A 25,027-nucleotide genomic window follows, 5' to 3' on the forward strand; every position below is an offset into this window, starting at 1 on the left:
ACCATGCCAAAACGCACAGATCTCACATCCGTATTAGTTATCGGTTCCGGACCGATCGTCATTGGTCAAGCCGCCGAATTTGATTACTCAGGCACCCAAGCCATCCGTGTGCTCAAAGAAGAAGGCATTCGCGTGGTGCTGGTGAATTCCAACCCGGCAACGATCATGACCGACCCGGAAATGGCGGATGCTACCTACGTAGAGCCCATTACCGCTGATGTCGTGGAAAAGATTATTGCGGCCGAACGACCAGATGCCATCTTGCCAACTCTTGGTGGGCAGACGGCGCTCAACACAGCCATTCAACTAGACGAACACGGTGTCCTGGAGAAATATGGTGTTGAACTCATCGGTGCCAATATTGCCGCGATCGAACTCGGAGAAAACCGGGAAGAATTCAAAGGCGTCGTAGAACGTTGTGGTGCAGAATCAGCACGTTCCGCCATCGTCAACAGCATGGATGAAGCCCTCGAAGCGGCTCAAGACCTCGGCTACCCGATGGTCGTACGGCCCTCATTCACCATGGGTGGCCTGGGCTCAGGTATGGCCTATGATGAGGCAGATCTACACCGGATCGCTGGCGCTGGTATCCAGTACTCACCAACCTCAGAAGTACTCTTAGAAGAGTCCATTTTGGGCTGGAAAGAATTTGAATTCGAGATGATGCGCGACAGCGCAGACAACGTCATCGCGCTGTGTTCCATCGAGAATTTTGACCCGGTCGGCGTCCACACCGGAGACGCCATTACCGTGGCCCCGGCTTTGACACTGACCGACCGCGAATACCAGAAGATGCGCGACATCTCCATCAAAATCATCCGTGAAGTCGGCGTGGCTACCGGCGGCTGTAACATCCAGTTTGCGGTCAACCCGGAAGACGGTCGCATCGTGGTGATCGAAATGAACCCACGTGTCTCGCGTTCCTCAGCGCTGGCGTCTAAAGCAACCGGTTACCCGATCGCGAAGATTGCAACAAAACTGTCCCTGGGCTACACCCTCGATGAGGTCGGCAACGACATCACCGGCACTACGACCGCCGCGTTTGAACCAGCGTTGGACTACGTCGCGGTGAAAGTACCGCGCTTTGCCTTCGAGAAATTCCCCGCAGCCGATGCCACGCTGACCACCACCATGAAGGCTGTCGGCGAGGTCATGTCGCTCGGCCGCAACTTTGCTGAAGCCCTGCAGAAAGCGCTGCGCTCGTTGGAACAAACCGAGGATGCCGAGTTGGAATTCACGGTGCCAGATGCGACCGAGGTTGCGCAACTGCTTGAAGCTGCTCAGACGGCAACGACGTCGCGGCTGGGCCAGATCCAGCGTGCGCTGCTTGGGGGAGCGACCCCACAACAGATTTTCGAAATCACGATGGTCGATCCATGGTTCATTGATCAGCTGGTCTTGATCAATGAAGTGGCGACCGAGATCCGCGACGCAGCTGAACTGACCAAAGATTTGCTTGCCCACGCTAAGCGGCACGGTTTCTCTGACAACCAGATCGGCCAACTGCGCCACATGGACGAGGCCGTTGTTCGGGGTGTGCGTCATGCACTCGGGGTCCGTCCGGTGTATAAATCTGTCGATACTGCAGCCGGTGAACACATTGCGCAAGCGCCATATCACTACTCGTCGTATGACGGCCAAGAAAGTGAAATCGCTGAGCATGACCGTCAGACGGCGATTATCTTAGGATCGGGCCCCAACCGCATTGGCCAAGGTGTGGAATTCGATTACTCCTGTGTCCACGCCACCATGGCTATGCAACAGGCCGGTTACGACACTGTGCTCATCAACTGCAACCCCGAAACCGTCTCGACCGACTCGGATATGTCAGATCGGCTGTATTTCGAACCGTTGACACTTGAAGATGTTCTCGAAATCATCCACGCCGAAGAACAGACCGGCCCGGTAGCCGGTGTGTTCGTCCAACTCGGTGGGCAGACGCCATTGAAACTGGCCCAAGCCCTTGCGGATGCCGGCGTCACCATCTTGGGCACCTCACCAGAAGCGATCGACCTGGCAGAACACCGCGGTCTGTTTGCGCAAGTCCTGCAGCAAGCCAACCTGGCTGCACCCAAGAGCGGCACGGCAGTTTCGTTTGAAGACGCCAAGGCCATTGCCGACGAAATTGGTTATCCGGTCCTTGTTCGCCCGTCCTATGTGCTGGGTGGACGCGGGATGGAAATTGTCTACGGCGAAGAACAACTGTCCACATACATCGCGAACTCCACCGCAGAAATTACCGCAGAACATCCGGTACTCGTGGACCGCTTCCTCGATGACGCTATTGAAATCGATGTTGATGCGCTCTATGACGGCCACGAGCTCTTTATGGGCGGCATCATGGAACACATTGAAGAAGCCGGTGTGCACTCCGGGGACTCGGCTTGTGTTCTACCACCAACGACACTGGCCCCAGACGTCTTGGCGCGGGTAAGAGAAGCCACCGAGGCTATCGCCAAAGGTGTTGGCGTCCGCGGGCTGATCAACATTCAGTTCGCGCTGACCGCCGATATCCTCTATGTCATCGAAGCAAACCCTCGTGCGTCACGCACCGTGCCATTCGTCTCCAAGGCCACCGGAGTTGCATTGGCCAAAGCAGCAGCGAAAATCGGTATCGGAACATCGATCGCCGACCTGCGCGAGACCGGTGACCTACCAGCCACCCACGATGGCTGGTCTTTACCCCTGGGCGCTCCGATCGCTGTGAAAGAGGCCGTACTGCCGTTTACTCGCTTCCGCACGCCGGAAGGTCGCGTGGTCGATTCGTTGCTCGGACCCGAAATGCGTTCTACCGGTGAAGTCATGGGTATCGATAAATACTTTGACACCGCCTACGCCAAATCTCAGGACGCCGTTGGCGGCAGACTCCCGACGCAGGGTCGGGTGTTCATTTCAGTTGCCAACAGGGACAAACGCGGTCTAGTCGCCCACGCCAAAGGTCTGGCGGATATGGGCTTTGAACTCGTGTCCACGGGCGGGACAGCAGATGTGCTGGCACGCAACGGAATCATGACCGAAACCGTCGACAAAATTACCAGCGATGCCGATCAACCGGGCGAAACGATCCTGGATCAGCTTGAAGCCGGACGGGTAGATTTGGTTGTCAACACTCCATCGGGCTCGGAAGCTCGCGGGGACGGCTATGAGATTCGTGCAGCAGCCAACTCGTTGGGTGTACCCATCGTCACCACCCTGGCTGCGTTCGGGACTGCGCTGCAGGCAATCCAAGCCCAGCGTGAATACTCCTGGGATGTGACCAGCCTGCAAGAACACGACCGCCGCCTGGCTGACGTGATTGCGAACCAACGGTAGGACACCCATGTCACAGCCATTTGGACTTCGCCTCGCCGACGCAATGGCCCAGCACGGGCCGTTGTGTCTAGGCATCGACCCGCACAGTCATCTCCTGCAAAGTTGGGGACTCAACGATGACCCGGCCGGGCTTGAAACCTTCTCGAAAACCGTCGTGGAGGCGGCCGCTACCATGGTCGGTGTGGCTGCTTTGAAACCCCAAGTCGCCCTCTACGAGCGATTCGGGGCGGCAGGTTTTGCTGTCCTAGAAGACACGCTGCAGTTCGCACATGAAGCCAATATCGTCACCATTGCCGATGCAAAACGTGGTGACATTGGTTCGACCATGGACGGCTACGCTCAAGCCTGGTTGGCAGATGGTTCGGCTCTTGCTGCCGACGCCGTCACCCTATCGCCCTATCTGGGATACGAATCCCTTCGGCCGGCGATCGATGTGGCACAAGCACATAATCGTGGTGTCTTTGTTTTGGCGCTAACATCCAACCCGGAGGGTGCGAGTGTTCAACATGTCGGCGCATCTGATGATTCTGTGGCCAAACGAATTGTCGATGCCGCCGGTGCAGACAATGCCCATGCCGATCGGCTCGGCTCGGTCGGCCTGGTGGTAGGCGCCACCGCCATCGATGTCACTAAGACACTTAATATTGATCTGGCGAGGGCAAACGCCCCAATCCTGGCGCCCGGGTACGGCTCCCAAGGAGCCCAAGCGTCAGATATTCGCACAGGGTTCGGCGCGGCATGGCCAAATGTCCTAGTCAACTCCTCACGTGCGATCTTACGAGCTGGGCCGCAGGTCGCGGATTTAAAAGCGTCGATTGCAGAGGCTCACAAAGAGCTCAATGTGAGTTAGACTACATTTCACTAGGAGATATAGGTCAATGCACGACAGTAGTCATTCACCTTTGTGGGTGTGACTGACCCTACCTGTGGTGGGTAGGTGCTGGGCACGAAAGGCAGTAACTAATGGTCCTGAAAGATCTGACACCCGCCGAACGACAAGCTGCGCGGCAAAAAGCGCTTGATGCCCGTACCGCGCGTGCCAAAGTCAAAACTGAGTTCTCTGACGGCACGATTTCTCTCTCCCAAGTCTTCGAACGAGCAGATAGCGATGAGGCTGTTGCCAGGATGCGCACTATTGATCTGCTGACTTCACTCAAAGGGATCGGAGAAATCCGGGCGCAAACTATTATGGAGCAATGCGATATTTCTGCAAATCGTAGACTCCGCGGCCTTGGGCATCGCCAACGCACCGCATTGAGAGAAGCACTCGGCCGGTAACCACCTTGCGCAAAACCTGCACAGTGGTTTGGGGTATAGCTCAAGAGTGCGATACCCTACGTCATATCGCAGTTGCGGTCGACCTGCCAAAAAGCCGAGGAGAACCTTGCCAGATCCCACGCCACCGGTCATTCCCGAACCACGTGAACTGACGCTGAGATCTGAACACGCTGGTACAGTTCCTGCGGTCACCGTTCTTGCCGGTCCAACCGCCGTGGGCAAAGGCACCGTCAGCCAATACATTCGCCACCACTATCCGCAGGTGTGGCTGTCCGTTTCTGCCACGACCCGTCCACCGCGTCCCGGAGAGTTGGACGGGGTGCATTACTCGTTCGTTTCTCACGAACAGTTTGACGAACTTATTGACCAGGGCAAAATGTTGGAATGGGCTGAGGTGCACGGTCTCAACAAATATGGGACCCGCCGCGATACCGTCGAATCTGCGATTGAGCAGGGCCAGCACGTTTTGTTAGAGATTGATCTACAAGGTGCTCGCCAGGTACGACAGACCATGCCGGAAGCAACATTCGTCTTCCTCGCCCCACCAAGTTGGGAAGAATTGGTCAGACGTCTCATTGGGCGCGGCACAGAATCTGCAACTGAACAGCATCGACGGCTAGAAACCGCTAAACTAGAGCTTGCTGCAGAACCAGAATTTGATGCTGTAATTGTCAACGATACAGTTGGACAAGCTGCTGCCAAGCTGGTAGATGTCATGCAGCTACCTGCTGCGCAGTAGCCCACGGCATACAACGTAAAAACATCCACAATCCCCGGTCGCTACGGGGAAACTCATTGGAGAGTCAGTGACTGAACTAAGAACCGAAGGTATCGTCAACCCACCCCTAGATGAACTGCTAGAAAAGGTTGATTCCAAATATGGGCTGGTGCTCTTTGCTGCCCAGCGTGCACGCCAGATCAACGCATACTACTCCCAGCTGCACGAAGGTCTCTTCGAGTACGTTGGACCGCTGGTCGATACCGAGCTGAACGAAAAACCACTGTCGATTGCACTGCGCGAAGTCGACGCTGACCTGCTGGAAATGAAACCAGTTGAAGAGGTTCAAGCCGCAGCCGCTGAAGAATTCGATGAAGAGTTCCCGACCTTCGAACTGCCAGCCAACGACGACGACCCATTTGCGCTGCCAGAAGAAAGTCCAGCAGACGCAACCGACGAGTAAGTCGCCACCACCGTTGGAACAGGGGAGTCCATGAGGATCGTTCTTGGCGTGACAGGCGGCATCGCCGCGTATAAAGCCGCGCTGCTGCTTCGTCTGATGACCGAGGAAGGTCACGAAGTGCATGTCGTCCCCACCGAGGCGGCCTTGAACTTTGTGGGAAAGCCCACCTGGGAAGCCCTGTCTGGACAACCGGTCTATCACGACACCTTTGAAGCAGTCGAAGAAGTCAATCACGTCCTGCAGGGACGCCAGGCAGACCTCGTGGTCATCGCGCCAGCAACAGCCAACTCACTTGCCAAAGCCGCAGCGGGCCTAGCCTCTGATTTGATCGGCAACATCCTGCTCACAGCTACTGTCCCCGTGGTGATGGCGCCTGCGATGCACACCGAGATGTGGGAAAACGCCGCCACCCGAGCCAACGTGGCCACGCTTCGTGCGCGGGGCGTGCACATTGTCGAACCCGCAGTTGGGCGCTTGACCGGGGTAGATACCGGGAAGGGGCGGTTCCCCGAACCCGAAGATATTTGGGCACAGACCAAAACCATTGCCGCTGCGACGCAAGTAGGGCAGACCCTGGCAGGCAAGCACGTGGTGGTCAGTGCCGGGGGGACGCGCGAAGCACTCGACCCGGTCCGCTACTTAGGCAACCGTTCGTCTGGCAAACAAGGTGTCGCACTCGCTCAAGCAGCCGCCGCGCAAGGTGCGCATGTCACTCTCATTGCCGGTGCCATGGACGTGGCCGCCCCGGAGCACAAGAATATTGCTGTAGTGAATATTGAATCCACACATGACCTGCTAGAGGCTGTCCTGGATCATGCCCAGCACAAAGACGCGCTGATTATGGCCGCCGCAGTGGCTGATTTCCGCCCTGCGAGCACCACGAATGAGAAAATCAAAAAACAAGACGATGATTCCGCTCCAACTATCGTCCTGGAACAAACGGAAGACGTCTTGCGGTCCACCGTCGAACAACGCGATGCGGGTCAAGACCTACCGCGAGTCATTGTTGGATTTGCTGCTGAAACCGGGGATGCACACACCTCACCACTGGAATACGGGCGCGCAAAACTCCAACGAAAAGGCTGCGAGATACTCGTGGTGAACGAAGTCGGGGTCGGAAAAGTCTTCGGCCAAGATGAAAATGACGTGACCATGGTATTCGCCGATGGTAGCGAGGATGTCACGATCCAAGGTACCAAACAGCTCGTCGCCGAAGCGATCATCGAACGATTAGCGGGCGCACTGTCCTGAAGTTTTACGTTCCATGAACCCTTCTCGATGCCACCAATGTCAGACAGGTACACTCTCATACTGTGACTGCTAAAGATACTTCATCCATGTACCAGCCCTATGCCGGAATTGGAGACGGTGAACTCCGCCTCTTCACCTCGGAATCGGTAACTGCCGGACACCCAGACAAGATCTGTGACCAAATCTCCGATGCTGTGCTCGATGCGATCATCGCCAAAGACTCCAACGCAAAAGTCGCGGTGGAAACTCTGGTCACCACCGGCCTGGTGCAAGTAGCAGGTGAAGTCAGCACCTCCGCATACGTCGAAATCCCCGAAATCGTTCGGCAAACTATCCTCGACATTGGATACAACTCGTCGGCCAACGGATTCGACGGCGCCACCTGTGGTGTGAACGTGTCCATCGGACAACAATCCAGTGATATTCACGACGGTGTTTCCACCTCGCTCGAAACGCGCGATGGCTCCGTTGATGAAATCGATAAACAAGGTGCCGGCGACCAAGGCATCATGTTCGGCTACGCATCCAACGAAACCCCCGCCTTGATGCCTGCCCCAATCTATCTCGCACACCGGTTATCTGAGCGTCTCACCGTGGTGCGACAGCAGCCAGGTTCACCGATGCCGTACCTGCTGCCTGACGGAAAAACGCAGGTCACCATCGGCTACGACGAACACCACGTCCCAAAAAGTGTCGAAACCGTCGTGCTTTCCACCCAGCACCTCGAAGACGTCACCCAAGACCAGCTCCACGCAGACATCACACAGCATGTCATCGAGCCGGTCCTGACCACATTTGGTTTGGAATACGCACAGGCCGACATCATTATCAACCCCTCCGGCCCCTTCGTCATTGGTGGGCCCGTTGGAGACGCCGGCCTAACCGGACGCAAAATCATCGTAGACACCTACGGGGGGATGGCCCGTCATGGTGGTGGCGCGTTTTCTGGAAAAGACCCATCGAAGGTTGACCGGTCAGCCGCTTACGCCACGCGCTGGGTGGCGAAAAATATCGTCGCTGCCGAACTGGCGGATCGTGCAGAAGTACAGGTAGCCTACGCCATCGGCAAAGCCCGTCCGGTAGGCCTCTATGTCGATACCTTCGGTACCGAAGAAGTCAGCCACGACAAAATCGTGGCAGCTATCAACGAGGTCTTCGACCTGCGCCCCGCTGCCATCGTACAAGACCTGCAGCTCTTGCGTCCCATCTATCAGGCCACTGCAGCCAACGGACACTTCGGCCGCGAACTCCCCGACTTCACCTGGGAACGCACCGATAAAGTTGACCAATTGCGTGCCGCGGTAGACTGGTGACGTGCCCGAAACAGATGCCCTCTTCGACCTTCCAGAGTCCCGTGCCACGTTACCGCCGGCACCGGAAGGATGGCCTCAACAACCGGTAGCCAAAGTTCTCTTGGAAACTCCGGTGCCGCATCTAGACCGGTATTTTGATTACCTCATACCCCAAGAACTCGATACAGCAGCGAAACCAGGTGTCCGTGTCAAAGTACGGTTTGGCCATCAACAACTCTTCGGATGGCTGATCCAACGTACCGACACCATCGACACCGTCGCGAGGCTCACCCGACTCCAAAAAGTTGTGTCGGTGATGCCCGTGCTAGAACCCAAAGTCCTGGAACTGGCACAACTCATCGCCCAGGACTACGGCTCCATCACCGCAGACGTACTGCGTGCTGTCATTCCTCGACGAGTGGCCGGGGTAGAACGCGATATCGCCCAACAACTCGACGACGACACAGTTCCAGCGCCACCGGTCATTGAAGCACCACCGGCTACCCCCGTCGACGAGACAACCGGCCCCACATTCGCGTGGGACTTGCTCGATGGAGCCGAACAGCTCTTCACGCCCGGCCACCCCGGACACTACGCCCTGACACTCGCCTCAGCACACGCCAGCTGGGACGCCATGGGTGTCTTGGCAGATGCCGCCCAACGGCTGGCAGCTTTGCAACAGACCAGCCTGGTCATCGTGCCCGATCACAAACACCTCTCCAGGCTGCAACGCCAACTGAAAGAGCGGGTCGGCACACGCGGCTTTGCTATGCTCAGCGGCGATCAAGGCAATACCGCACGGTATCGGTCGTTTCTCCAAATCCTCAACGGTCAACACCGCATCGTTGTGGGCACCAGATCAGCCATCTGGGCGCCCCTGGCACACATCGACATGATTATGGTGTGGGAACCCACCAGCGACCACCTCATCGAACCACGAACACCATATTTTCACGTGCATGCGGTGGCTCGACGCCGTGCCACCCAGCATGGATCCCGACTCGTGCTTGCTTCGACGTCCCGGGCCATTGACGTCCAACACCTCGTGGCCACCGGGGAACTGACCCAAATCGGCGCTGACCGTGATATTCGCAAGGCGCTGGCCCCGAGGGTCGTGGCAACATCGGATTCATTCCACGCCGAGCGGGATCCACTGGCACAAATTGCCCGGATTCCACATATGGCATACCGCGCGGCCCGCGATGCACTCGATGGCAAACACGGCGACCCCGGACCAGTGCTGGTACAAGTCGCTCGAGCAGGATTCATTCCCGGGTTGTTCTGCGCACGCTGCGGTGAATCTGCCCGGTGCACACACTGCGCCGGCCCACTGGGGTACACCGACCGGCTGGCAGTCCAACGACACGAAGCCACGTGTCGATGGTGCGGCATCAAGGAACGCAGTTTTTCGTGCCACAATTGTCAAGGCAACCAACTTCGGGCAGGGGCCAGGGGCGTCCACCGCACAGCTGACGAGCTGGGTCGAGCATTCCCGATGACACCGATCATGTCCTCATCCGCCGATCACTTGCTCGTCACCGTCGCCGACCAACCTGCGATCGTGATTGCGACCCCGGGAGCCGAGCCAGTCGCACCCAAGGGATATGCCGCAGCGCTGTTGCTCGACGGTGATGCACAGCTGCAACGTGAGGGGCTCAACGTGCCCGAAGAGGTGCTGGGCCATTGGATGCGCGCCGCCAAGCTCGTCCGCCCAGCTGGTGACGGGGGAGTCGTGGTGGTCACCGCACAATACGATGACGCCGTGGCCGCGCTCGTGCAAATGAACCCGATCGCCTGGGCAGATCGTCAACTTGGTCAGCGACAACAACTTGGCCTCCCACCGGCCATGCGGGTCGCCGAAATCCTCGGGCCCATCGATGAACTCCACAAAATGATGCGTGGTACACCCTTACCCTACCAAGCCGACGAATCGCCTTGGATCGGTCCGGTAGGCATTGATGAACAGTCGTACCGAGCGCTGCTCTTTTTTCCTCAACACGTTGCAGACCGGGTAATCACCGCGTTAAAGACCACGCGGGCACAACTGTCTGCACGCGGGGAGTCCACCGCGGTCAGACTGCGAATTGATCCCACCGATGTGCTCTAAAGTCGCCAATGAATCAAAGCAGCCGTGGCAACAGAGCGTTCATAATGCATCAGGTGTCCGGTGTTTTGCAATACGTAGGTTTCGACATCGTCGGTAGCCAAGACCTCTTCAAGAGCTGCTATATCTTCCGGGGATGACAGTTCGTCGTCGGCGCCACCAATCAGGGTCACCGGAATGCGCAGACGGTCAGCGAAATCAGCCACTGTCTGCGTGATCGACGCCTCGTAGGCCTCAAGTAGCGTGGTGGGGGAGTCAAAGTCGGAGAAATATGCCTGGTGTTGATCATGGGTATAGGCCAGCACTCGAGGGTCATCGGTCTTCGTCATGAACGCGCCCGTGGCCCACACAATGAGTTTATTTCCCAACAGACGACGCCCCGCCGCTGATGGCAGGGCCGCACAGAGGCGATAGAACCCATCGGTCACCAGGGTGGCGGCACGATCCGACGGGGTTCCGGCATCCAGGGCTGGTTTGGCAATAGGGTTCAACAACACCAAGTGCGGGTAATCCACTGACTGGTCGGCAACAGCGGCTGCAGCGATGAGCGATCCGAAAGAGTGTCCAACCAGTGTCGGGTTCGCCATGGTTTTCGCGATTTGATTGATGATGTTCCCATAGTGTTCAACGCTGTGCTTAGCATCAAGTAGCGCGCCTGAAACGCCGAAACCTGGCAGATCGGGCACCCACACTTCATAGGCAGCAAGCCCATCGACGATGAGTTCCAGCCCGTGGTGATCGCCTCGGAACCCATGGACCGCCAATACTTGCCGGGCGCCCGGCGGGCCGGGGTATTTGAACACGGCCACCTCAAAGTCCACCCCCGAGACCGGGTCAGTCACGGTCACACCGAATCGTTGGGGATCGCGTTGGGTATGACCCGTCAAGACGGCCCGGTCACGCACTAAGAATCGCGGACGCAACCGTCCTAAAATGCCAGAAGTCATACCTACCAGTCTATGAAATCTCACGCCATCTCGTGCCGGTGGGTGACCGATGTGACACACGTGTGGTTAAGTAACGCGTATGGTTGCCAACTCATCACCTCGGATCATCATGTCGCTGGATCTGGGGACCACCTCGACACGCGTTGCGCTGTACGACTCAACTGGGACGACCGTGACGATCGTGGCCCGGGAACATCAGCAGTATTTTCCCCACCCAGGATGGGTGGAACACGACGCCTCCGAAATCTGGGCGAATATTCGAGAACTTGCCGCCCTTGCCATGGCACGGGCAGGACTCACCGTCGCTGACATTGCTTCCATCGGCATTACCAACCAGCGTGAAACCATTGTGGCCTGGGATGCCAACACCTCTCGTCCTGTGCAGCGCGCCATTGTCTGGCAGGACGCCCGTACCGACGCGACCGTCGAACAGCTCATTGCCAACGGGCAGAATGCTGCCGTCCAGTCGGCTACCGGACTGCACCTGTCGGCATATTTTTCGGCACCAAAAATGGCGTGGATGCTGCAACACCACGAAGCGGCCGCGCGGCTTGCTACCAACGGGCAGCTGCGTTTTGGCACGATCGATTCCTGGATTATCTGGAATCTCACCGGCGGGGCAGTCCACGCTACCGACATCACCAATGCTTCTCGGACGTCCCTGATGGATATCCGCACCGGGCAGTGGGATTACAACCTGGGCGAAGTCTTCGGGATCGACCCCAATATCTTGCGCGATGCGCTGCCCGAGATTCATCCATCGGTGTATCACTATGGTCACGTGACCGGCTCTTTAGCGATCGGTGGTCTGCCGATCACCGGCGTGTTGGGGGACCAACAGGCGGCAAGCTTTGGGCAGACCATCTTTGCGGCCGGTGAAGCAAAGAATACCTATGGCACCGGCTGCTTTTTGCTCTACAACACCGGTCACGAGCCGGTCTTTTCGTCCAGTGGGCTGCTGACCACGGTGGCGTATCAACTCCCCGGTGAAGCGCCCGTGTACGCGTTGGAAGGCTCGGTTGCTCAAGCCGGCTCCGTGGTCCAATGGTTGCGTGACCAACTCGGGATCATTGAGAGCTCAGACGACATTGAACGTCTTGCCAACAGTGTGACCGATCATGGTGGAGTGTATTTCGTGCCGGCCTTTTCTGGTCTGCTCGCACCGTGGTGGCGATCCGATGCTTCCGGAACCATCATCGGCCTCACGAACTACGCCACAGCCGGTCACATCGCCAGGGCCACACTCGATGCCACTGCGTATCAAACCCTGGATGTCATTCAGGCTGTTGAAGCAGATACCGGGAGACCGCTGCAACGACTCAACGTGGATGGCGGTATGACCGTCAACGCCCAACTCATGCAGTTCCAAGCCGATATTTTAGATGTCATCGTCCAACGCAACGCTGACGTGGAAACGACGGCTCGCGGTGCTGCCTATGCGGCCGGCCTGGGGATCGGTATATGGGAAGACACGGCACAATTGCGCAACCTGTGGCAAGCCGGCGGGATCTGGCATCCGCAGATTGAGCCGGACAAGCGCGATCGTCTGATTGCCGGGTGGCGTGCGGCAATTGAGCACGCAATTGGCTGGCCGGTTGATGAGACCAGCTAGAATACTAAACTTAGACTAGATCTGACATTTTCGTAGAAGTTGTAGACAGGAAATCGTGACGAACACATCGAATCAAGCCGATACTGGGCGCGAAGAGTATTCGTTTGCTGCCATCGAGCAGCGCTGGGCCGGCTATTGGGAAAACAACAAAGTCTTTCAAGCAGCCGATGACGGCCAGCGACCGCGGAAATACGTGCTTGATATGTTCCCATACCCCTCGGGCGACCTGCATATGGGTCACGCCGAAGCCTTCGCTATGGGTGACGTCGTGTCTCGCTATTGGATGCTGCGCGGTTATGATGTGCTCCACCCCATCGGCTGGGATTCCTTTGGTCTGCCTGCTGAAAACGCTGCCATTGCCCGGGACGCACACCCTGCTGAATGGACCTACGCCAACATTGCCACCCAACGGTCGTCATTTGCCCGCTATGGCATTTCCGTTGATTGGGATACCGTACTGCACACCTCAGATCCCGAGTACTACCGCTGGACCCAGTGGCTGTTTCTGAAGTTCTATGAACGTGGCCTGACCTACCGCAAAAATTCGCCGGTCAACTGGTGTCCAAAAGATCAGACTGTGTTGGCCAACGAACAAGTGGTCGACGGTGCTTGTGAACGGTGCGGCACCGAGGTCACTAAAAAGGCCTTGGAACAGTGGTACTTCAAAATTACCGAGTATGCCGAACGCTTGTTGCAAGACATGGACGCGCTCGAGGGCAAATGGCCTGAGCGCGTGTTGAACATGCAACGCAACTGGATTGGCAAATCCACCGGCGCCACCGTACAGTTCGCGATTGAAGACGGCCCCGACATCGAGGTCTACACCACGCGTCCAGACACCCTCTACGGTGCAACCTTTATGGTCGTGGCGGCCGATGCAGAGCTGGCACAACAACTCGTGGCCCCAGAACAAGCCACGGCACTGGAAGCATACCGAGATCAGTTGAAGCACGTCTCTGATATTGATCGCCAGTCAGCCGACCGACCCAAGACCGGTGTGTTTTTGGGACGCTATGGCATTAACCCCCTGTCGGGCGAACGCGTTCCCGTGTGGGCCTCAGACTATGTCCTGGCGGATTACGGGACCGGCGCGATCATGGCCGTTCCCGCGCACGATCAACGGGATATGGATTTTGCGCGTGCCATGGATCTACCGGTACGCATGGTCGTTGCAACCGACGAAGAAAACCCCGAAGATACTGGCGTCGCGACAACGCAAGCCGGAAGCAACGTGAATTCTGGCGACCTTGATGGTCTGTCGGGCACCGAGGCGATCTCCAAAGCCATTGAGCTGCTGGAAGCCAAAGGTACCGGCTATCAATCCGTGAACTACCGGCTGCGTGACTGGCTGCTGTCGCGTCAACGGTTCTGGGGCGCCCCGATCCCGATCATTCATTGTGCAACGTGTGGTGAAGTCCCCGTGCCCGATGAGCAACTTCCGGTTGAACTGCCCAACAATCTCCATGGTCAACAACTGGCGCCAAAGGGCAAGTCCCCGTTGGAAGCAGCGGAGGACTGGGCACACGTTGAATGCCCAACCTGTGCAGGTCCGGCCAAACGCGACACCGACACGATGGACACCTTCGTGGATTCGTCTTGGTACTACATGCGCTTCGTGTCGTCTCAAAACGCCGACAAAATCTGGGACCGTGACAAGCTCGATCGTTGGGGTCCAGTCGATCAATACGTCGGTGGCGTCGAACACGCGATCCTGCACCTGTTGTACTCACGCTTCTTTACCAAAGCCCTCTACGACATGGATCTGGTGAGCTTTACCGAACCGTTTACCCGTCTGCTCAACCAAGGCCAAGTCCTCAACGGTGGCAAAGCCATGTCGAAATCATTGGGCAATGGTGTGGCACTGGGTGAACAACTCGATGCGTTCGGTGTCGATGCCATTCGGTTGACCATGGTCTTTGCCTCCCCGCCCGAAGATGACGTCGACTGGGCTGATGTATCGCCGGCGGCATCGCTGAAATTCCTGGCTCGTGCCTGGCGTCTGGCCCAGGACGTCCAACAGCTCGGCGTAGCACCAAATACAGACCCCGCAGGTGGAGTAGTAGGGCTACGACAGACCACACATAAAATCGTGCACGAGACAGAGGCTCTTCTCGATGACCGAAAATTCAACGTGGTCATCGCCCGCACCATGGAATTGGTGAACGCCACCAGAAAAGAAGTCGACAATGGGGCAGGGGCCGGCGATCCTGCCGTTCGCGAAGCCACGGAAGTCATCGCACAACTGGTCTCCTTGGTGGCACCGTACACCGCCGAAGACATGTGGGCCATGCTGGGCCACGAGCCATCGGTTGCCCGCTCACAGTGGTTGACCGTGGATGACACACTGCTAGTTGAAGACCAGATCACCGTCATCGCCCAGGTCCAAGGCAAGTTGCGTGACCGCTTCGAAGTCCCCGCCGATATTTCTGAGGAAGACCTCGAAGCACTTGCCCGCAACTCCGACAACGTGCAGCGCTCCATTGGAGACCAACAGATCCGCAAAATCATCGTGGTCCCCGGCAAACTCGTCAACTTCGTGGTGGGCTAACCGCTGATGTCGGATGTTGCTCCGTGGATAGCCCGACTGGCCGCCCGATCCCGAGATGTACGCGGTGAGGCGGTCGGTTGGGCTCGCTACCTGAAACCGCCACGACGCGATCGGGTAGCCATCGTCACTGACACCTCAGCGGCACTGCCCGACGAAGTCTATAAACTTCCCACCGGATCAGAGCTCTTCACCATCCCGATACCGGTGATGATCGGTGACCAAATCTATAATGAAGACGACGAAATCCTGCACCAGGACCTCGCGATTGCCCTGGCCGCAGGCACCCCGCTGCGAACCTCGAGGCCCTCACCCGGACAATTCTCGGCCACCTACAAACACGTCGCCGAACAGGGCTACGGCCGCATCCTCTCGATCCACCTGTCCTCAAAACTTTCAGGTACCGCTGACGCAGCACGCATCGCAGCGGCGAACTCGCCTGTACCGGTGACGGTATTGGATTCATATAATGCCGGCATGTCCTTGGGCTATGCCGTGCTCGACGTCTTGCAGCGGACCAGACTCGGTCTCTCAACCCAATTTCTCGCCGACCTCGCCACGCGACAAGCCGATGCCGGTCAAACAGTGTTCACCGTCCCAAATCTTGACGCGCTGCGTAAAGGCGGCCGCATTCCGGCGCTCACCGGTCTTCTGGGACAATTACTCCAGGTCCGACCCGTGATGCACTTGAATAACGGCGCCATCGAACTGCTCGACCGGCCCCGTAGCGAAGCCAAAGCACTGGCTGCCATTACCGAGATCGCAAGCACGGCAACGCCACCCGTGAGACTCAGCGTGCAAGGCTACGGTGATCTGGACTCCGCACGAGAACTAGCCCAGGACCTGGAGGAATACTCTTCCATGCCGGTCCCGGTTGTACGATTACCAGCGGTACTCGCAGCCCACCTTGGACTCGGGGCACTCGGCGTCTCGATGAGCCCAGACTTAGACTACGCACGCTACGGCAACACGTAACACCGTGCACGTCCCGTAGCCGACACTCGTCCACAAGCGAGTCTGGTCAGCTGACTTGTCCACATTGACCCCGGAAGTTGCCTGAACCCTGCTGAACAAGCCCCATGCTGGCATACATGGGAAAACATCTGGCTGAACCCGACGAACAGCAGCCCAGGGCGCCAATTTGGCGAACCAAGGTAGCCCTCTCAGCGGTGTTGATGTTGGTCGTCATCGTGGCCACAGTCTTTGGCTTTCGATGGCTCATAACAGACCAACCGGCAACCCAAGACTCCACGTTCGCTGTCGATAACACCGATCCTGAACCGTTTGATGACACCTCCGAGGAGGCCACAGACACGACAGACGAGCCCTCAGGCGCCGTCACTATCATCCACGTGGCTGGTGAGGTGCATGAGCCAGGCATCGTTGAGCTATCCGGTGACATCCGGGTTGTCGACGCTCTCGAGGCAGCGGGCGGGCCAACTGACCAAGCACAATTGGATGCCCTCAACTTGGCAGCCGTGGCCAATGATGGGGACTACATCCTGGTGCCTGATCGTGAGACTGCTCAAGACTTCAACGCAGTGGATGCATCCGCTGAACCCGGTGTCGGGGGTGAAAGCACCGGCACCGTCGACATTAACACCGCGGATTCGGCCGCGCTCGAAACACTGCCAGGGGTTGGGCCTGCGACCGCAGCTGACATCATTGCACACCGCGAACAGCACGGAGCATTTACCGATCTCGCCGATCTAGAAGCAGTCTCAGGGATAGGTCCGGCCACGCGCGAACGCCTCGATGGGTTAGTCGAGTGGTGACGCCAGACCACCACATCAAACCAGATGACGTGGCCGCACCCATCGACATCCGCCTGCTACCTGCTGCCGCGCTGACCGCCATCGTCTGCTTGACACTCCCGACAGCATCCATGGCTTGGGTGCGCTGGCTGCCGGTGGTCTTGCCGATCCTCGGGGGTGTAGCCGTGCTGGGCGTTGCGTTGGCCCGTAAGGCCAGCAAACGCCGAGTGGTCAATGTGACCCTGATCGTGGCTATCGCCTGCTGGCTGGCAACGCCAGCAGCGTTCTTTGTCCAACAGCAGCGCATAGCCGCCGAGGATTCAGGGTGGCTAGAATTCGTCGATGAACTCGGGACAGCGAACATCTCTGCGCAGCTCGTCACAGCACCCGTCAAACGGGAAGGACCCTTCGTTCCCAGCTGGTATGCGACTGCTGATGTCGAGCACTACGGCAAAGACCTCACAGCAACCGATCACCCCGCAAAGATCGTGATCTCCGGCGATGAAACATGGCAAGAGCTGACTGCTGGGACCGACGTTTGCTTCATGGGACGTGTCTCCGATAACGAGTCGAGTGTTTTCGTCCAGGCGATCACGGGAGCAGAGCCGGGCACGTGTTTTGGCCCGGATGATGAGCACAACTCAACCGGCCGCGATGTGCTCCGCGAAACACTACGCAACCAATCTGCTGACACGCTCAGTTATGCGCCGCAACTGTTACCCGGACTGATTCTGGGAGACCGCTCGCAACAGACCGAAGACGTAGAAGACGCCATGAACGTTTCTGGGCTGAGTCATCTGTCAGCCGTGTCGGGTGCGCATACGTCACTCATCGCCGCCGCAGCGACGCTACTATTTCGCACGCTGAGACTGCCTCGAGGCGTCGTGATCGCGGCGTTTATGTGTACGCTTCTGCTCTTCGTGCAGATCGTGGGAATGCAGCCCTCCATTATTCGCGCAGCCACCATGGGTGCCATTGGCGCCTGGGCCCTGTTTTTCGGACGGGGATCCCAAGCGTTGCCGATCTTAGCGCTGTCGACCATCGTGCTGTTGACGATATCTCCGGAACTTATCCACGAAGTGGGGTTCCAACTCTCTGTGGCGGCAACTGCCGGCATCGTGCTCGGCGCACAGCCTTTAGATCGTTGGCTCCACGGATTCCTTGAAAAACTACTGCCCGACTTTTGGGCGAGTCTGCTCAGCTCATCACTGGCCGTCTCCGCAACCGCGCAACTGGCGTGCCAGCCTATACTGCTGACGTTTATCGACTATGTGAGTCCCTACTCGCTCGTCGCCAATCTCTTTGCTACACCGCTACTGCCCCTGATCATGATCCCGGGCACGATTGCCGCAGCAATTTGTGTGGTCGCTCCTTGGCTGTCTCAGGTGCTGTTGCACATCGTCTCGCTGCCGGCAGCTGGCATCGGATGGATTGCCACAACTGCCGCGGAGCTTCCCGGTGCTACGTTACCCTGGCCCCAGGGCCCGGCAGGAACGGCGCTTGTGGTGTTGCACTGGGCAGCCAGTCTCATCTTCGTGTTGAAACTCCTTCGTTTCCAACGACGCCCAAAACCACCCGTCAAGATCGCCACAGCAACATCTGTCTGGAATCGAGTATTGGTGGCATCGAAGGAGCATTATTCATTTGCCAATGTGTTCCAGTATGCTGTCCTGGCTATTGCGCTGGTGGCCCATGTGGCCGTCTTCTGGCCAGTCCAACCCAGTTCCATCAATACCGACTGGGACATAGTCGGATGTGACGTCGGACAGGGGGATATGTACCTGGTTCGGACCGGTCCCACCTCCGCCATGGTGATCGACACCGGACCTGACGGTGACCTAGCCACACAATGCTTAGCCGAAGCTAATATCGAACAGATCGATGTCATGGTGATCACCCACCTCCACGCAGACCATGTGGGCGGTGTGAGCGCAGTGTTGGAAGAATACCAACCAGACCAGATTTTGTACTCGACAGGGACCGATCCTGCCCACGATGCCGAGAGCACAGGTATACCCCCAGAGGCCCGGCTGGTGAGTGAACCGCTGACGGGCATTATTGACCACGCCAATGAGGATGACGATCACCCAGTAGAAGTCCGCTGGAACGTCCTGGCGGCGAATACGCAAGCGTCGAATGAAAATAATGCCTCAATCGTCATGCTGGTCGAGATATATCGCCACGGCGGTGTCGTCGAGGCACTGTATACCGGCGATCTTGAAGAAGATGAGGCGACCAAACTCATAGCCGAAGGAAACATTCCTGAAGATATCGATATTCTGAAGTTGTCACATCACGGGGCACAAAACGGGGGAGTGGAGATCATTGAACACACTGCACCGAATATGGCATTGGTTGGAGTCGGTGAAGACAACACGTATGGGCATCCACATGATGACATTCTGGACGCACTCGGTCCGCGGGTTGCAATCCGCCGGACCGATGTAGATGGCACTTTCGCTGTGACCTTCGAACAGAATCAAGCCTATGTCGCATTAGACCGATAGACTCGGAACTATGGCTTCCACCAGTCGAACACAATCCGCAGGCACCTCGTGGCGTGATGTCAACGTTTCCCCATTCATCCTTGTGCAGGGCGGTGAAGAGTATATCCACACCAGGGTCACCGACTCGATCAAGGCGCAGCTCAAACAGGTCGCGCCTGACACTGAAATACATCACCTGTCCGCGGCAAACTACGAGTCCGGCGAACTGCAGGTATTGGCGAGCCCCTCGTTATTTGGCGAGGAAAAACTCCTGGTATTCGATGAGATGCACAAGATGACCGATGCGTTTGTCGTTGATGGGCTTGAGTATGTGCAGTACCCCAACCCCGATGTGACCTTTCTTGGACTCCACGGTGGCGGCAACCGAGGAAAGCGTCTGCTGGATGCCTTAAAAAGGGCTGGGCAACATATCGAAGCAAAGCCGATCAAATCAGATCGCGACCGGATGGAATTCTTACAAGCGGAGTTTCGTGCCGCCAAACGCCGGGTCAACGCCGAAGCGGTGCGCGCCTTAGCAGACGCTATCGGACCAAACCTTGGCGAACTTGCAGCAGCAACAAGCCAACTCATTGCCGATACCGAAGGCACCATCACTGAAGAAATCGTCGAAAAATACTACGGCGGCAGAGTGCAAGCCACTGCGTTTAAAGTCGCGGATGCTGCATTAGACGGGCAACTCGGCCCCGCAACGGCACTGCTACGTCATGCACTGGCGACCGGAGTCCAACCGGTGGCAGTTACTGCATCTTTCGCGATGAAAGCACGACAAGTCGCTCGCGTAGTGGACGCTCGGATTCCACAGGGACAACTGGCTTCAGTATTAGGCATGGCGCCGTGGCAGGCCCAACGAGTCACGGCGACCGCGAGACACTGGTCTCCGGTCAATATCGCGGGTGCAGTTGAGTTGATCGCTCGGGCAGATGCTGAGGCTAAAGGCCAAGCACGCGATGCAAATTACGCCGTTGAGCGTATGGTGACGAAAGTTGCCGGTCTTGTGGCTCATCGGTAGTCACGACCATCAAATGGTTGAGGCCACTACGATAATGTAGTGGCCTCAACCATGTAGTGACGTGCTAGAGAAGCTTAGGCATCCATGGCATTCACACGAGCTGCAGCACCGGACTTGCGGTTGGCAGCGTTGTTGCGATGGATGGCACCCTTGCTGACAGCCTTGTCGAGCTTGCGGTTGGCAACGGAGAGTGCTTTTTGAGCGGCCTCTTTATCGCCAGCCTGAACAGCTTTGTTTACCTTACGCAGCAGCGTCTTTGCTTCAGACTTGATAGCGGTGTTGCGTTCACGACGCTTTTCGTTCGTGATTGCGCGCTTTTTCGAAGACTTGAGATTTGCCAATTATGGTCCTATTCATTCTAAAAATTAGGGTCGGTGAGGGGTATTCCTGATCAAGCGACTGAGCGGTGTGGGGGCACCTTGGAAAGCCTAACCAGGAGTGCCCGTCGACCTGCGCGGACACACAGGCGTCTACCTTACCAAAAAGTACGGGCAACAGCGAATTGCCATGGGCGCTGTGGCGTCGCGTGCGAGTGTTCGCTAGCAGATCGACAGTTCGCGCGATATGTTGTCGTCGATAGGGTTGTAACATGAAACAATAGAGCAACGATAAATATCGGGGTGTGAAGAAGCTTTCACGCCCGATGCCAATAAATTTCGAAGGATGGTGCACGTGTCGCCAGTGGCGTCCAACCCGCCTCAGCCCGGTTCTACTGACCCGTCGGTGATCCGGAACTTTTGTATTGTCGCCCATATCGACCACGGCAAGTCCACTCTTGCTGATCGCATGTTGCAAAACACCAAGGTCGTGACACCGCGTGAGATGCAGAATCAGTTCCTGGATAACATGGATATTGAACGCGAACGTGGCATCACCATTAAGTCGCAAGCTGTACGCATGCCCTGGCAAGTTGATGGCCAAGACTATGTCCTCAATATGATTGACACACCCGGTCACGTTGATTTTGCATACGAGGTCTCGCGTTCTCTGGCAGCTTGCGAAGGCGCTATCCTGTTGGTCGACGCAGCACAGGGCATTGAAGCCCAAACCCTTGCGAATCTGTATATGGCTATGGAACATGATCTCGAAATCATTCCGGTTCTGAACAAGATCGATCTGCCCGCGGCAGAGCCAGAGCGCTATGCTCTAGAAATTTCAAATCTTATTGGTATCGATCCGGATGACGTGCTGAAAGTTTCGGGCAAGACCGGCGAAGGTGTAGAAGCACTATTAGATCGCGTCGTTGGCGACGTCCCACCGCCCTCCGGTGACGTCGATGCCCCGGCTCGTGCGATGATTTTTGACTCGATCTATGATACCTACCGTGGTGTGATCACCTATGTTCGTATGGTTGACGGTCAACTGACGCCACGGCAAGGCATCCGCATGATGGCTACGGACTCAGAATACGAGCTTCAAGAGTCAGGTGTCTACTCTCCTGATGCTATTCCTGGCAAGGGGCTAGGCGTCGGCGAAGTGGGGTATTTGATTACCGGAGTCAAAGACGTTGCTGAATCAAAGGTCGGTGACACCGTTACCTCCAAAAAGCAACCGGCAGAAGAACCAATCGGCGGGTACCGTGAACCTCAACCCATGGTGTTTTCTGGGTTATATCCAATCGATGGTTCGGATTATCCTGCACTGCGCGATGCACTGGAAAAACTTCAGCTTAATGACGCAGCCCTGAGCTACGAGCCCGAAACATCCGTGGCGTTGGGCTTCGGTTTCCGCGTAGGCTTCCTGGGCCTGTTGCATTTAGAAATCGTGCGAGAGCGTTTAGAGCGTGAATATAATCTGGATCTAATTTCCACGGCACCCAACGTCATTTATAGTGTGACTACAGAAGACGGCACTGAAGTTGAGGTCACGAATCCCTCGGAATTTCCGGAAGGAAAAATCACCGAGGTGGAAGAGCCTATGGCGATGGCGACGATCATTGTTCCGTCCGAGTTTATTGGGGCGGTCATGGAGCTGTCACAAGGTAAACGCGGCCAACTTAATGGCATGGACTATCTGTCGGAAGAACGCGTTGAAATTCGCTACTGGATACCACTGGCAGAAATCGTGTTCGACTACTTCGACATTCTCAAGTCCCGAACCAAGGGATACGCCTCTCTGAACTGGCACCGTGAAGGTTCCCAGATCGCTGATCTCGTCAAAGTGGACATCTTGTTACAAGGTGACGCTGTCGACGCATTTTCTGCGATCACCCACCGTGACCACGCATATTCATACGGCGTGAAAATGACCTCGAAACTCAAAGACCTCATCCCACGTCAGCAATTCGAAGTACCGATTCAAGCGGCGATCGGCTCGCGAATCATTGCCCGAGAAAATATTCGAGCCATCCGAAAAGACGTCTTGTCGAAATGCTACGGCGGTGACATTTCCCGTAAACGCAAGTTGCTCGAGAAGCAAAAGGAAGGCAAGAAGCGTATGAAGATGGTCGGTACTGTCGAGGTACCGCAGGAGGCGTTCATTGCAGCGTTGTCGACAGATACGGGTGGCAACTAGGCCTTGAGTCCCACAGCAGCATCAGCAACCACTGGTTTGCTCCCAGAGTTTGTCGCTCCCGCAATAAATGGCACCGACCGCACCTTTTCGCTGTACGTGCACGTGCCGTTTTGTGTCAGCCGATGTGGATACTGTGATTTCAACACGTATATCTCGCCTGACCTTGGTCCTGGCGCATCGCACGACAGTTATGCCGACACGGCTATCAAGGAACTCGAATATGCAGCCGACACCATGGAACGATCAGGTGTCGATGCCAAACCGCTGCACTCTGTATTTTTTGGGGGCGGTACCCCCACGCTGCTGCAGGCTTCGGATCTGACAAAAATCCTGGAGCGAGCCCAACAGCTGTTCGGGATAACTGCCGAAGCTGAGATCACTACCGAAGCGAACCCAGATTCTTTGACGGCCGATAGCGTCAAGACACTGGCCGACGGCGGATTCAACCGGATCTCGATGGGCATGCAATCGTCCGTATCTCATGTGTTGCAGGTCTTAGAACGTACCCATGATCCAGCAAACGTGGCCACAGCAGCACAGTGGATCCGCGACGCCAACCTCGATATGTCCTTAGATTTGATCTTCGGCACACCAGGCGAGTCGTTACAAGACTGGCAGAACTCGCTAGACGCTGTACTCGAGCTTCAACCAGAGCACGTCTCAGCGTACGGTCTCATTGTTGAAGAGGGTACCAAGCTTGCTGCTCAGATCCGTCGCGGAGTCTATCCAAATACGGATCCAGACGACCAGGCTGACAAATACCTCGCGACCGAAGAGCGATTAGCTGCCGCGGGGTACCGCTGGTATGAGATCTCGAACTGGGCTTTTGACCCGCACGACCAAGGAATCCACCAGTCGCAGCACAACTTGGCATACTGGCGCGATCAAGACTGGTGGGGGATAGGTCCGGGGGCACATTCGCATATGGCGGGTGTCCGGTGGTGGAACGCAAAGCATCCAGCCGCATATGCATCACGAATAATCGACGGTTTGTCTCCGGCAATCGGTCATGAAATCCCCGATCACGATGCACGGTTGCTTGAGCAAATTATGTTGGGCGTTCGCCTGGCCGAAGGCCTAGATACTTCCGTGCTGACATCGCAGGAGCAGACTGTAGCCGACCGGGCACAGCATGAAACAGAACTCTTAGCTGCTCAAGGGCTTATTGAGGCGGCAGCATTACATCGGGGCAAGATTGTGCCCACGCTCAAAGGGCGTCTTTTGGACGATGCGATTACCCGCAGACTGGCGGGTTTCTAACCGGACTGTCGTGATACTAGCGAATAATGCGCAGGTTGAACGGGTAGCGGTACGGACGACCCTTATTAACTTCAATGCCTGCGATGACGCCTGAAATCGTCATAAATAGCCACAGTAATACCGCGACGACCCCAAAAATCGCGCCCATGATCGGCAAGAATGCCAATATGTTCATGGCAACTGCCACGACCGTCAGTGGCAAAGTAAAGTTGAGCGCTTCTTTCGATTCTTGCTCAGAAAATGGGCCACGTGTTCGGAACACAATGAACACAACCAGTGAAGGAACAAAGCCCAAAAATGCGCCAAAGTGAGCGACAGTTGCCCACTGGCGATCTTCTGACGGCGTCAGAGGAGGGCGCGAGGTTGTGTCGCTACCTTGTGCTGAGGCCCCAGGGGTCTGTGACACGTTGTGCTTCCTTTACGGTAGATTCAGCCGGATGTAACTTCGCTGATACTGACTT

The 25,027-nt window shown here is 56.8% G+C and carries 19 protein-coding genes; 16 read left to right on the top strand and 3 right to left on the bottom strand.

The window, feature by feature from the left end; all coding sequences use genetic code 11:
• Window positions 1-3: 3 nt before the first annotated feature.
• The 8 genes from carB (at window position 4) to ACYVJT_RS10855 (ending at window position 10,421) form a co-directional block, all read left to right on the top strand.
• On the top strand, window positions 4-3,312 hold the full coding sequence (gene carB, locus ACYVJT_RS10820; RefSeq protein ID WP_343956894.1) for a carbamoyl-phosphate synthase large subunit: 3,309 nt from the start codon (window positions 4-6) through the stop codon (window positions 3,310-3,312).
• A 7-nt stretch (window positions 3,313-3,319) separates the two neighbouring features.
• Window positions 3,320-4,162, top strand: a complete 843-nt coding sequence (gene pyrF / locus ACYVJT_RS10825) for an orotidine-5'-phosphate decarboxylase (protein ID WP_343956895.1) — start codon at window positions 3,320-3,322, stop codon at window positions 4,160-4,162.
• Between the two features lie 113 nt (window positions 4,163-4,275).
• Window positions 4,276-4,590, top strand: a complete 315-nt coding sequence (gene mihF / locus ACYVJT_RS10830) for an integration host factor, actinobacterial type (RefSeq protein WP_343956896.1) — start codon at window positions 4,276-4,278, stop codon at window positions 4,588-4,590.
• A gap of 130 nt (window positions 4,591-4,720) precedes the next feature.
• Window positions 4,721-5,329 carry a guanylate kinase gene (gene gmk / locus ACYVJT_RS10835; RefSeq protein ID WP_343956951.1) on the top strand — a complete coding sequence of 203 codons (609 nt, stop codon included), beginning with the start codon at window positions 4,721-4,723 and terminating at the stop codon, window positions 5,327-5,329.
• Between the two features lie 67 nt (window positions 5,330-5,396).
• Window positions 5,397-5,771, top strand: a complete 375-nt coding sequence (rpoZ, locus tag ACYVJT_RS10840; RefSeq protein ID WP_343956898.1) for a DNA-directed RNA polymerase subunit omega — start codon at window positions 5,397-5,399, stop codon at window positions 5,769-5,771.
• 30 nt (window positions 5,772-5,801) lie between these two features.
• Window positions 5,802-7,022 (top strand): bifunctional phosphopantothenoylcysteine decarboxylase/phosphopantothenate--cysteine ligase CoaBC, encoded by a 1,221-nt coding sequence (coaBC, locus tag ACYVJT_RS10845; RefSeq protein WP_343956899.1) that lies wholly within the window; start codon window positions 5,802-5,804, stop codon window positions 7,020-7,022.
• 86 nt (window positions 7,023-7,108) lie between these two features.
• A complete protein-coding gene (gene metK, locus ACYVJT_RS10850; RefSeq protein ID WP_343956953.1) occupies window positions 7,109-8,335 on the top strand; it encodes a methionine adenosyltransferase in 1,227 nt (408 codons plus the stop codon).
• 1 nt (window position 8,336) lies between these two features.
• Window positions 8,337-10,421 carry a primosomal protein N' family DNA-binding protein gene (locus ACYVJT_RS10855; protein ID WP_343956900.1) on the top strand — a complete coding sequence of 695 codons (2,085 nt, stop codon included), beginning with the start codon at window positions 8,337-8,339 and terminating at the stop codon, window positions 10,419-10,421.
• Here the strand turns inward: ACYVJT_RS10855 and ACYVJT_RS10860 are convergent.
• Entirely contained in the window at window positions 10,418-11,365 is a 948-nt protein-coding gene (locus tag ACYVJT_RS10860; protein WP_343956901.1) for an alpha/beta fold hydrolase, read from the bottom strand. The two genes, ACYVJT_RS10855 and ACYVJT_RS10860, sit on opposite strands and share 4 nt — an antisense overlap.
• Before the next feature lie 79 nt (window positions 11,366-11,444).
• Between ACYVJT_RS10860 and glpK the strand changes: the two genes are divergently transcribed.
• The 6 genes from glpK (at window position 11,445) to holA (ending at window position 20,792) form a co-directional block, all read left to right on the top strand.
• Window positions 11,445-12,977: a glycerol kinase GlpK gene (glpK, locus tag ACYVJT_RS10865; protein ID WP_343956902.1), complete on the top strand. Its 1,533-nt coding sequence runs from the start codon at window positions 11,445-11,447 to the stop codon at window positions 12,975-12,977.
• A gap of 55 nt (window positions 12,978-13,032) precedes the next feature.
• Complete coding sequence (leuS, locus tag ACYVJT_RS10870) at window positions 13,033-15,525, top strand: leucine--tRNA ligase (protein WP_343956903.1); 2,493 nt, start codon at window positions 13,033-13,035, stop codon at window positions 15,523-15,525.
• A 6-nt stretch (window positions 15,526-15,531) separates the two neighbouring features.
• Window positions 15,532-16,497: a DegV family protein gene (locus tag ACYVJT_RS10875; protein ID WP_343956904.1), complete on the top strand. Its 966-nt coding sequence runs from the start codon at window positions 15,532-15,534 to the stop codon at window positions 16,495-16,497.
• 116 nt (window positions 16,498-16,613) lie between these two features.
• Window positions 16,614-17,297 carry a helix-hairpin-helix domain-containing protein gene (locus tag ACYVJT_RS10880; protein WP_343956905.1) on the top strand — a complete coding sequence of 228 codons (684 nt, stop codon included), beginning with the start codon at window positions 16,614-16,616 and terminating at the stop codon, window positions 17,295-17,297.
• Window positions 17,291-19,783, top strand: coding sequence for a ComEC/Rec2 family competence protein (locus ACYVJT_RS10885; protein ID WP_343956907.1), 2,493 nt, complete (start codon window positions 17,291-17,293; stop codon window positions 19,781-19,783). The genes ACYVJT_RS10880 and ACYVJT_RS10885 overlap by 7 nt, the downstream gene beginning before the upstream one ends.
• A gap of 10 nt (window positions 19,784-19,793) precedes the next feature.
• A complete protein-coding gene (holA, locus tag ACYVJT_RS10890) occupies window positions 19,794-20,792 on the top strand; it encodes a DNA polymerase III subunit delta (RefSeq protein ID WP_343956909.1) in 999 nt (332 codons plus the stop codon).
• 74 nt (window positions 20,793-20,866) lie between these two features.
• Here holA and rpsT read toward each other — a convergent pair whose 3' ends face one another.
• The gene (gene rpsT, locus ACYVJT_RS10895) at window positions 20,867-21,133 is read right to left on the bottom strand and encodes a 30S ribosomal protein S20 (RefSeq protein ID WP_343956911.1); all 267 of its coding nucleotides are present in this window, start codon (window positions 21,131-21,133) and stop codon (window positions 20,867-20,869) included.
• Between the two features lie 331 nt (window positions 21,134-21,464).
• Here rpsT and lepA point away from each other — a divergent pair, with 331 nt between their 5' ends.
• Window positions 21,465-23,306, top strand: coding sequence for a translation elongation factor 4 (gene lepA / locus ACYVJT_RS10900; protein ID WP_343956913.1), 1,842 nt, complete (start codon window positions 21,465-21,467; stop codon window positions 23,304-23,306).
• Window positions 23,307-23,309: 3 nt separating this feature from the next.
• A complete protein-coding gene (gene hemW, locus ACYVJT_RS10905; protein WP_343956915.1) occupies window positions 23,310-24,566 on the top strand; it encodes a radical SAM family heme chaperone HemW in 1,257 nt (418 codons plus the stop codon).
• A gap of 16 nt (window positions 24,567-24,582) precedes the next feature.
• Here the strand turns inward: hemW and ACYVJT_RS10910 are convergent, their stop codons facing one another.
• Window positions 24,583-24,972: a DUF4870 domain-containing protein gene (locus tag ACYVJT_RS10910; RefSeq protein ID WP_343956917.1), complete on the bottom strand. Its 390-nt coding sequence runs from the start codon at window positions 24,970-24,972 to the stop codon at window positions 24,583-24,585.
• Between the last annotated feature and the right edge of the window lie 55 nt (window positions 24,973-25,027).

It is taken from the genome of Yaniella soli (assembly GCF_054782375.1).

Excerpts from the sequence above, each read along its gene's own strand:
- carB (WP_343956894.1), top strand. The coding sequence starts at position 4 with ATGCCAAAACGCACAGATCTCACATCCGTATTAGTTATCGGTTCCGGA.
- metK (WP_343956953.1), top strand. The coding sequence starts at position 7,109 with ATGTACCAGCCCTATGCCGGAATTGGAGACGGTGAACTCCGCCTCTTC.
- glpK (WP_343956902.1), top strand. The coding sequence starts at position 11,445 with ATGGTTGCCAACTCATCACCTCGGATCATCATGTCGCTGGATCTGGGG.
- ACYVJT_RS10875 (WP_343956904.1), top strand. The coding sequence starts at position 15,532 with ATGTCGGATGTTGCTCCGTGGATAGCCCGACTGGCCGCCCGATCCCGA.
- ACYVJT_RS10880 (WP_343956905.1), top strand. The coding sequence starts at position 16,614 with ATGGGAAAACATCTGGCTGAACCCGACGAACAGCAGCCCAGGGCGCCA.
- coaBC (WP_343956899.1), top strand. The coding sequence starts at position 5,802 with ATGAGGATCGTTCTTGGCGTGACAGGCGGCATCGCCGCGTATAAAGCC.
- ACYVJT_RS10860 (WP_343956901.1), bottom strand. The coding sequence starts at position 11,365 with ATGACTTCTGGCATTTTAGGACGGTTGCGTCCGCGATTCTTAGTGCGT.
- pyrF (WP_343956895.1), top strand. The coding sequence starts at position 3,320 with ATGTCACAGCCATTTGGACTTCGCCTCGCCGACGCAATGGCCCAGCAC.
- mihF (WP_343956896.1), top strand. The coding sequence starts at position 4,276 with ATGGTCCTGAAAGATCTGACACCCGCCGAACGACAAGCTGCGCGGCAA.
- holA (WP_343956909.1), top strand. The coding sequence starts at position 19,794 with ATGGCTTCCACCAGTCGAACACAATCCGCAGGCACCTCGTGGCGTGAT.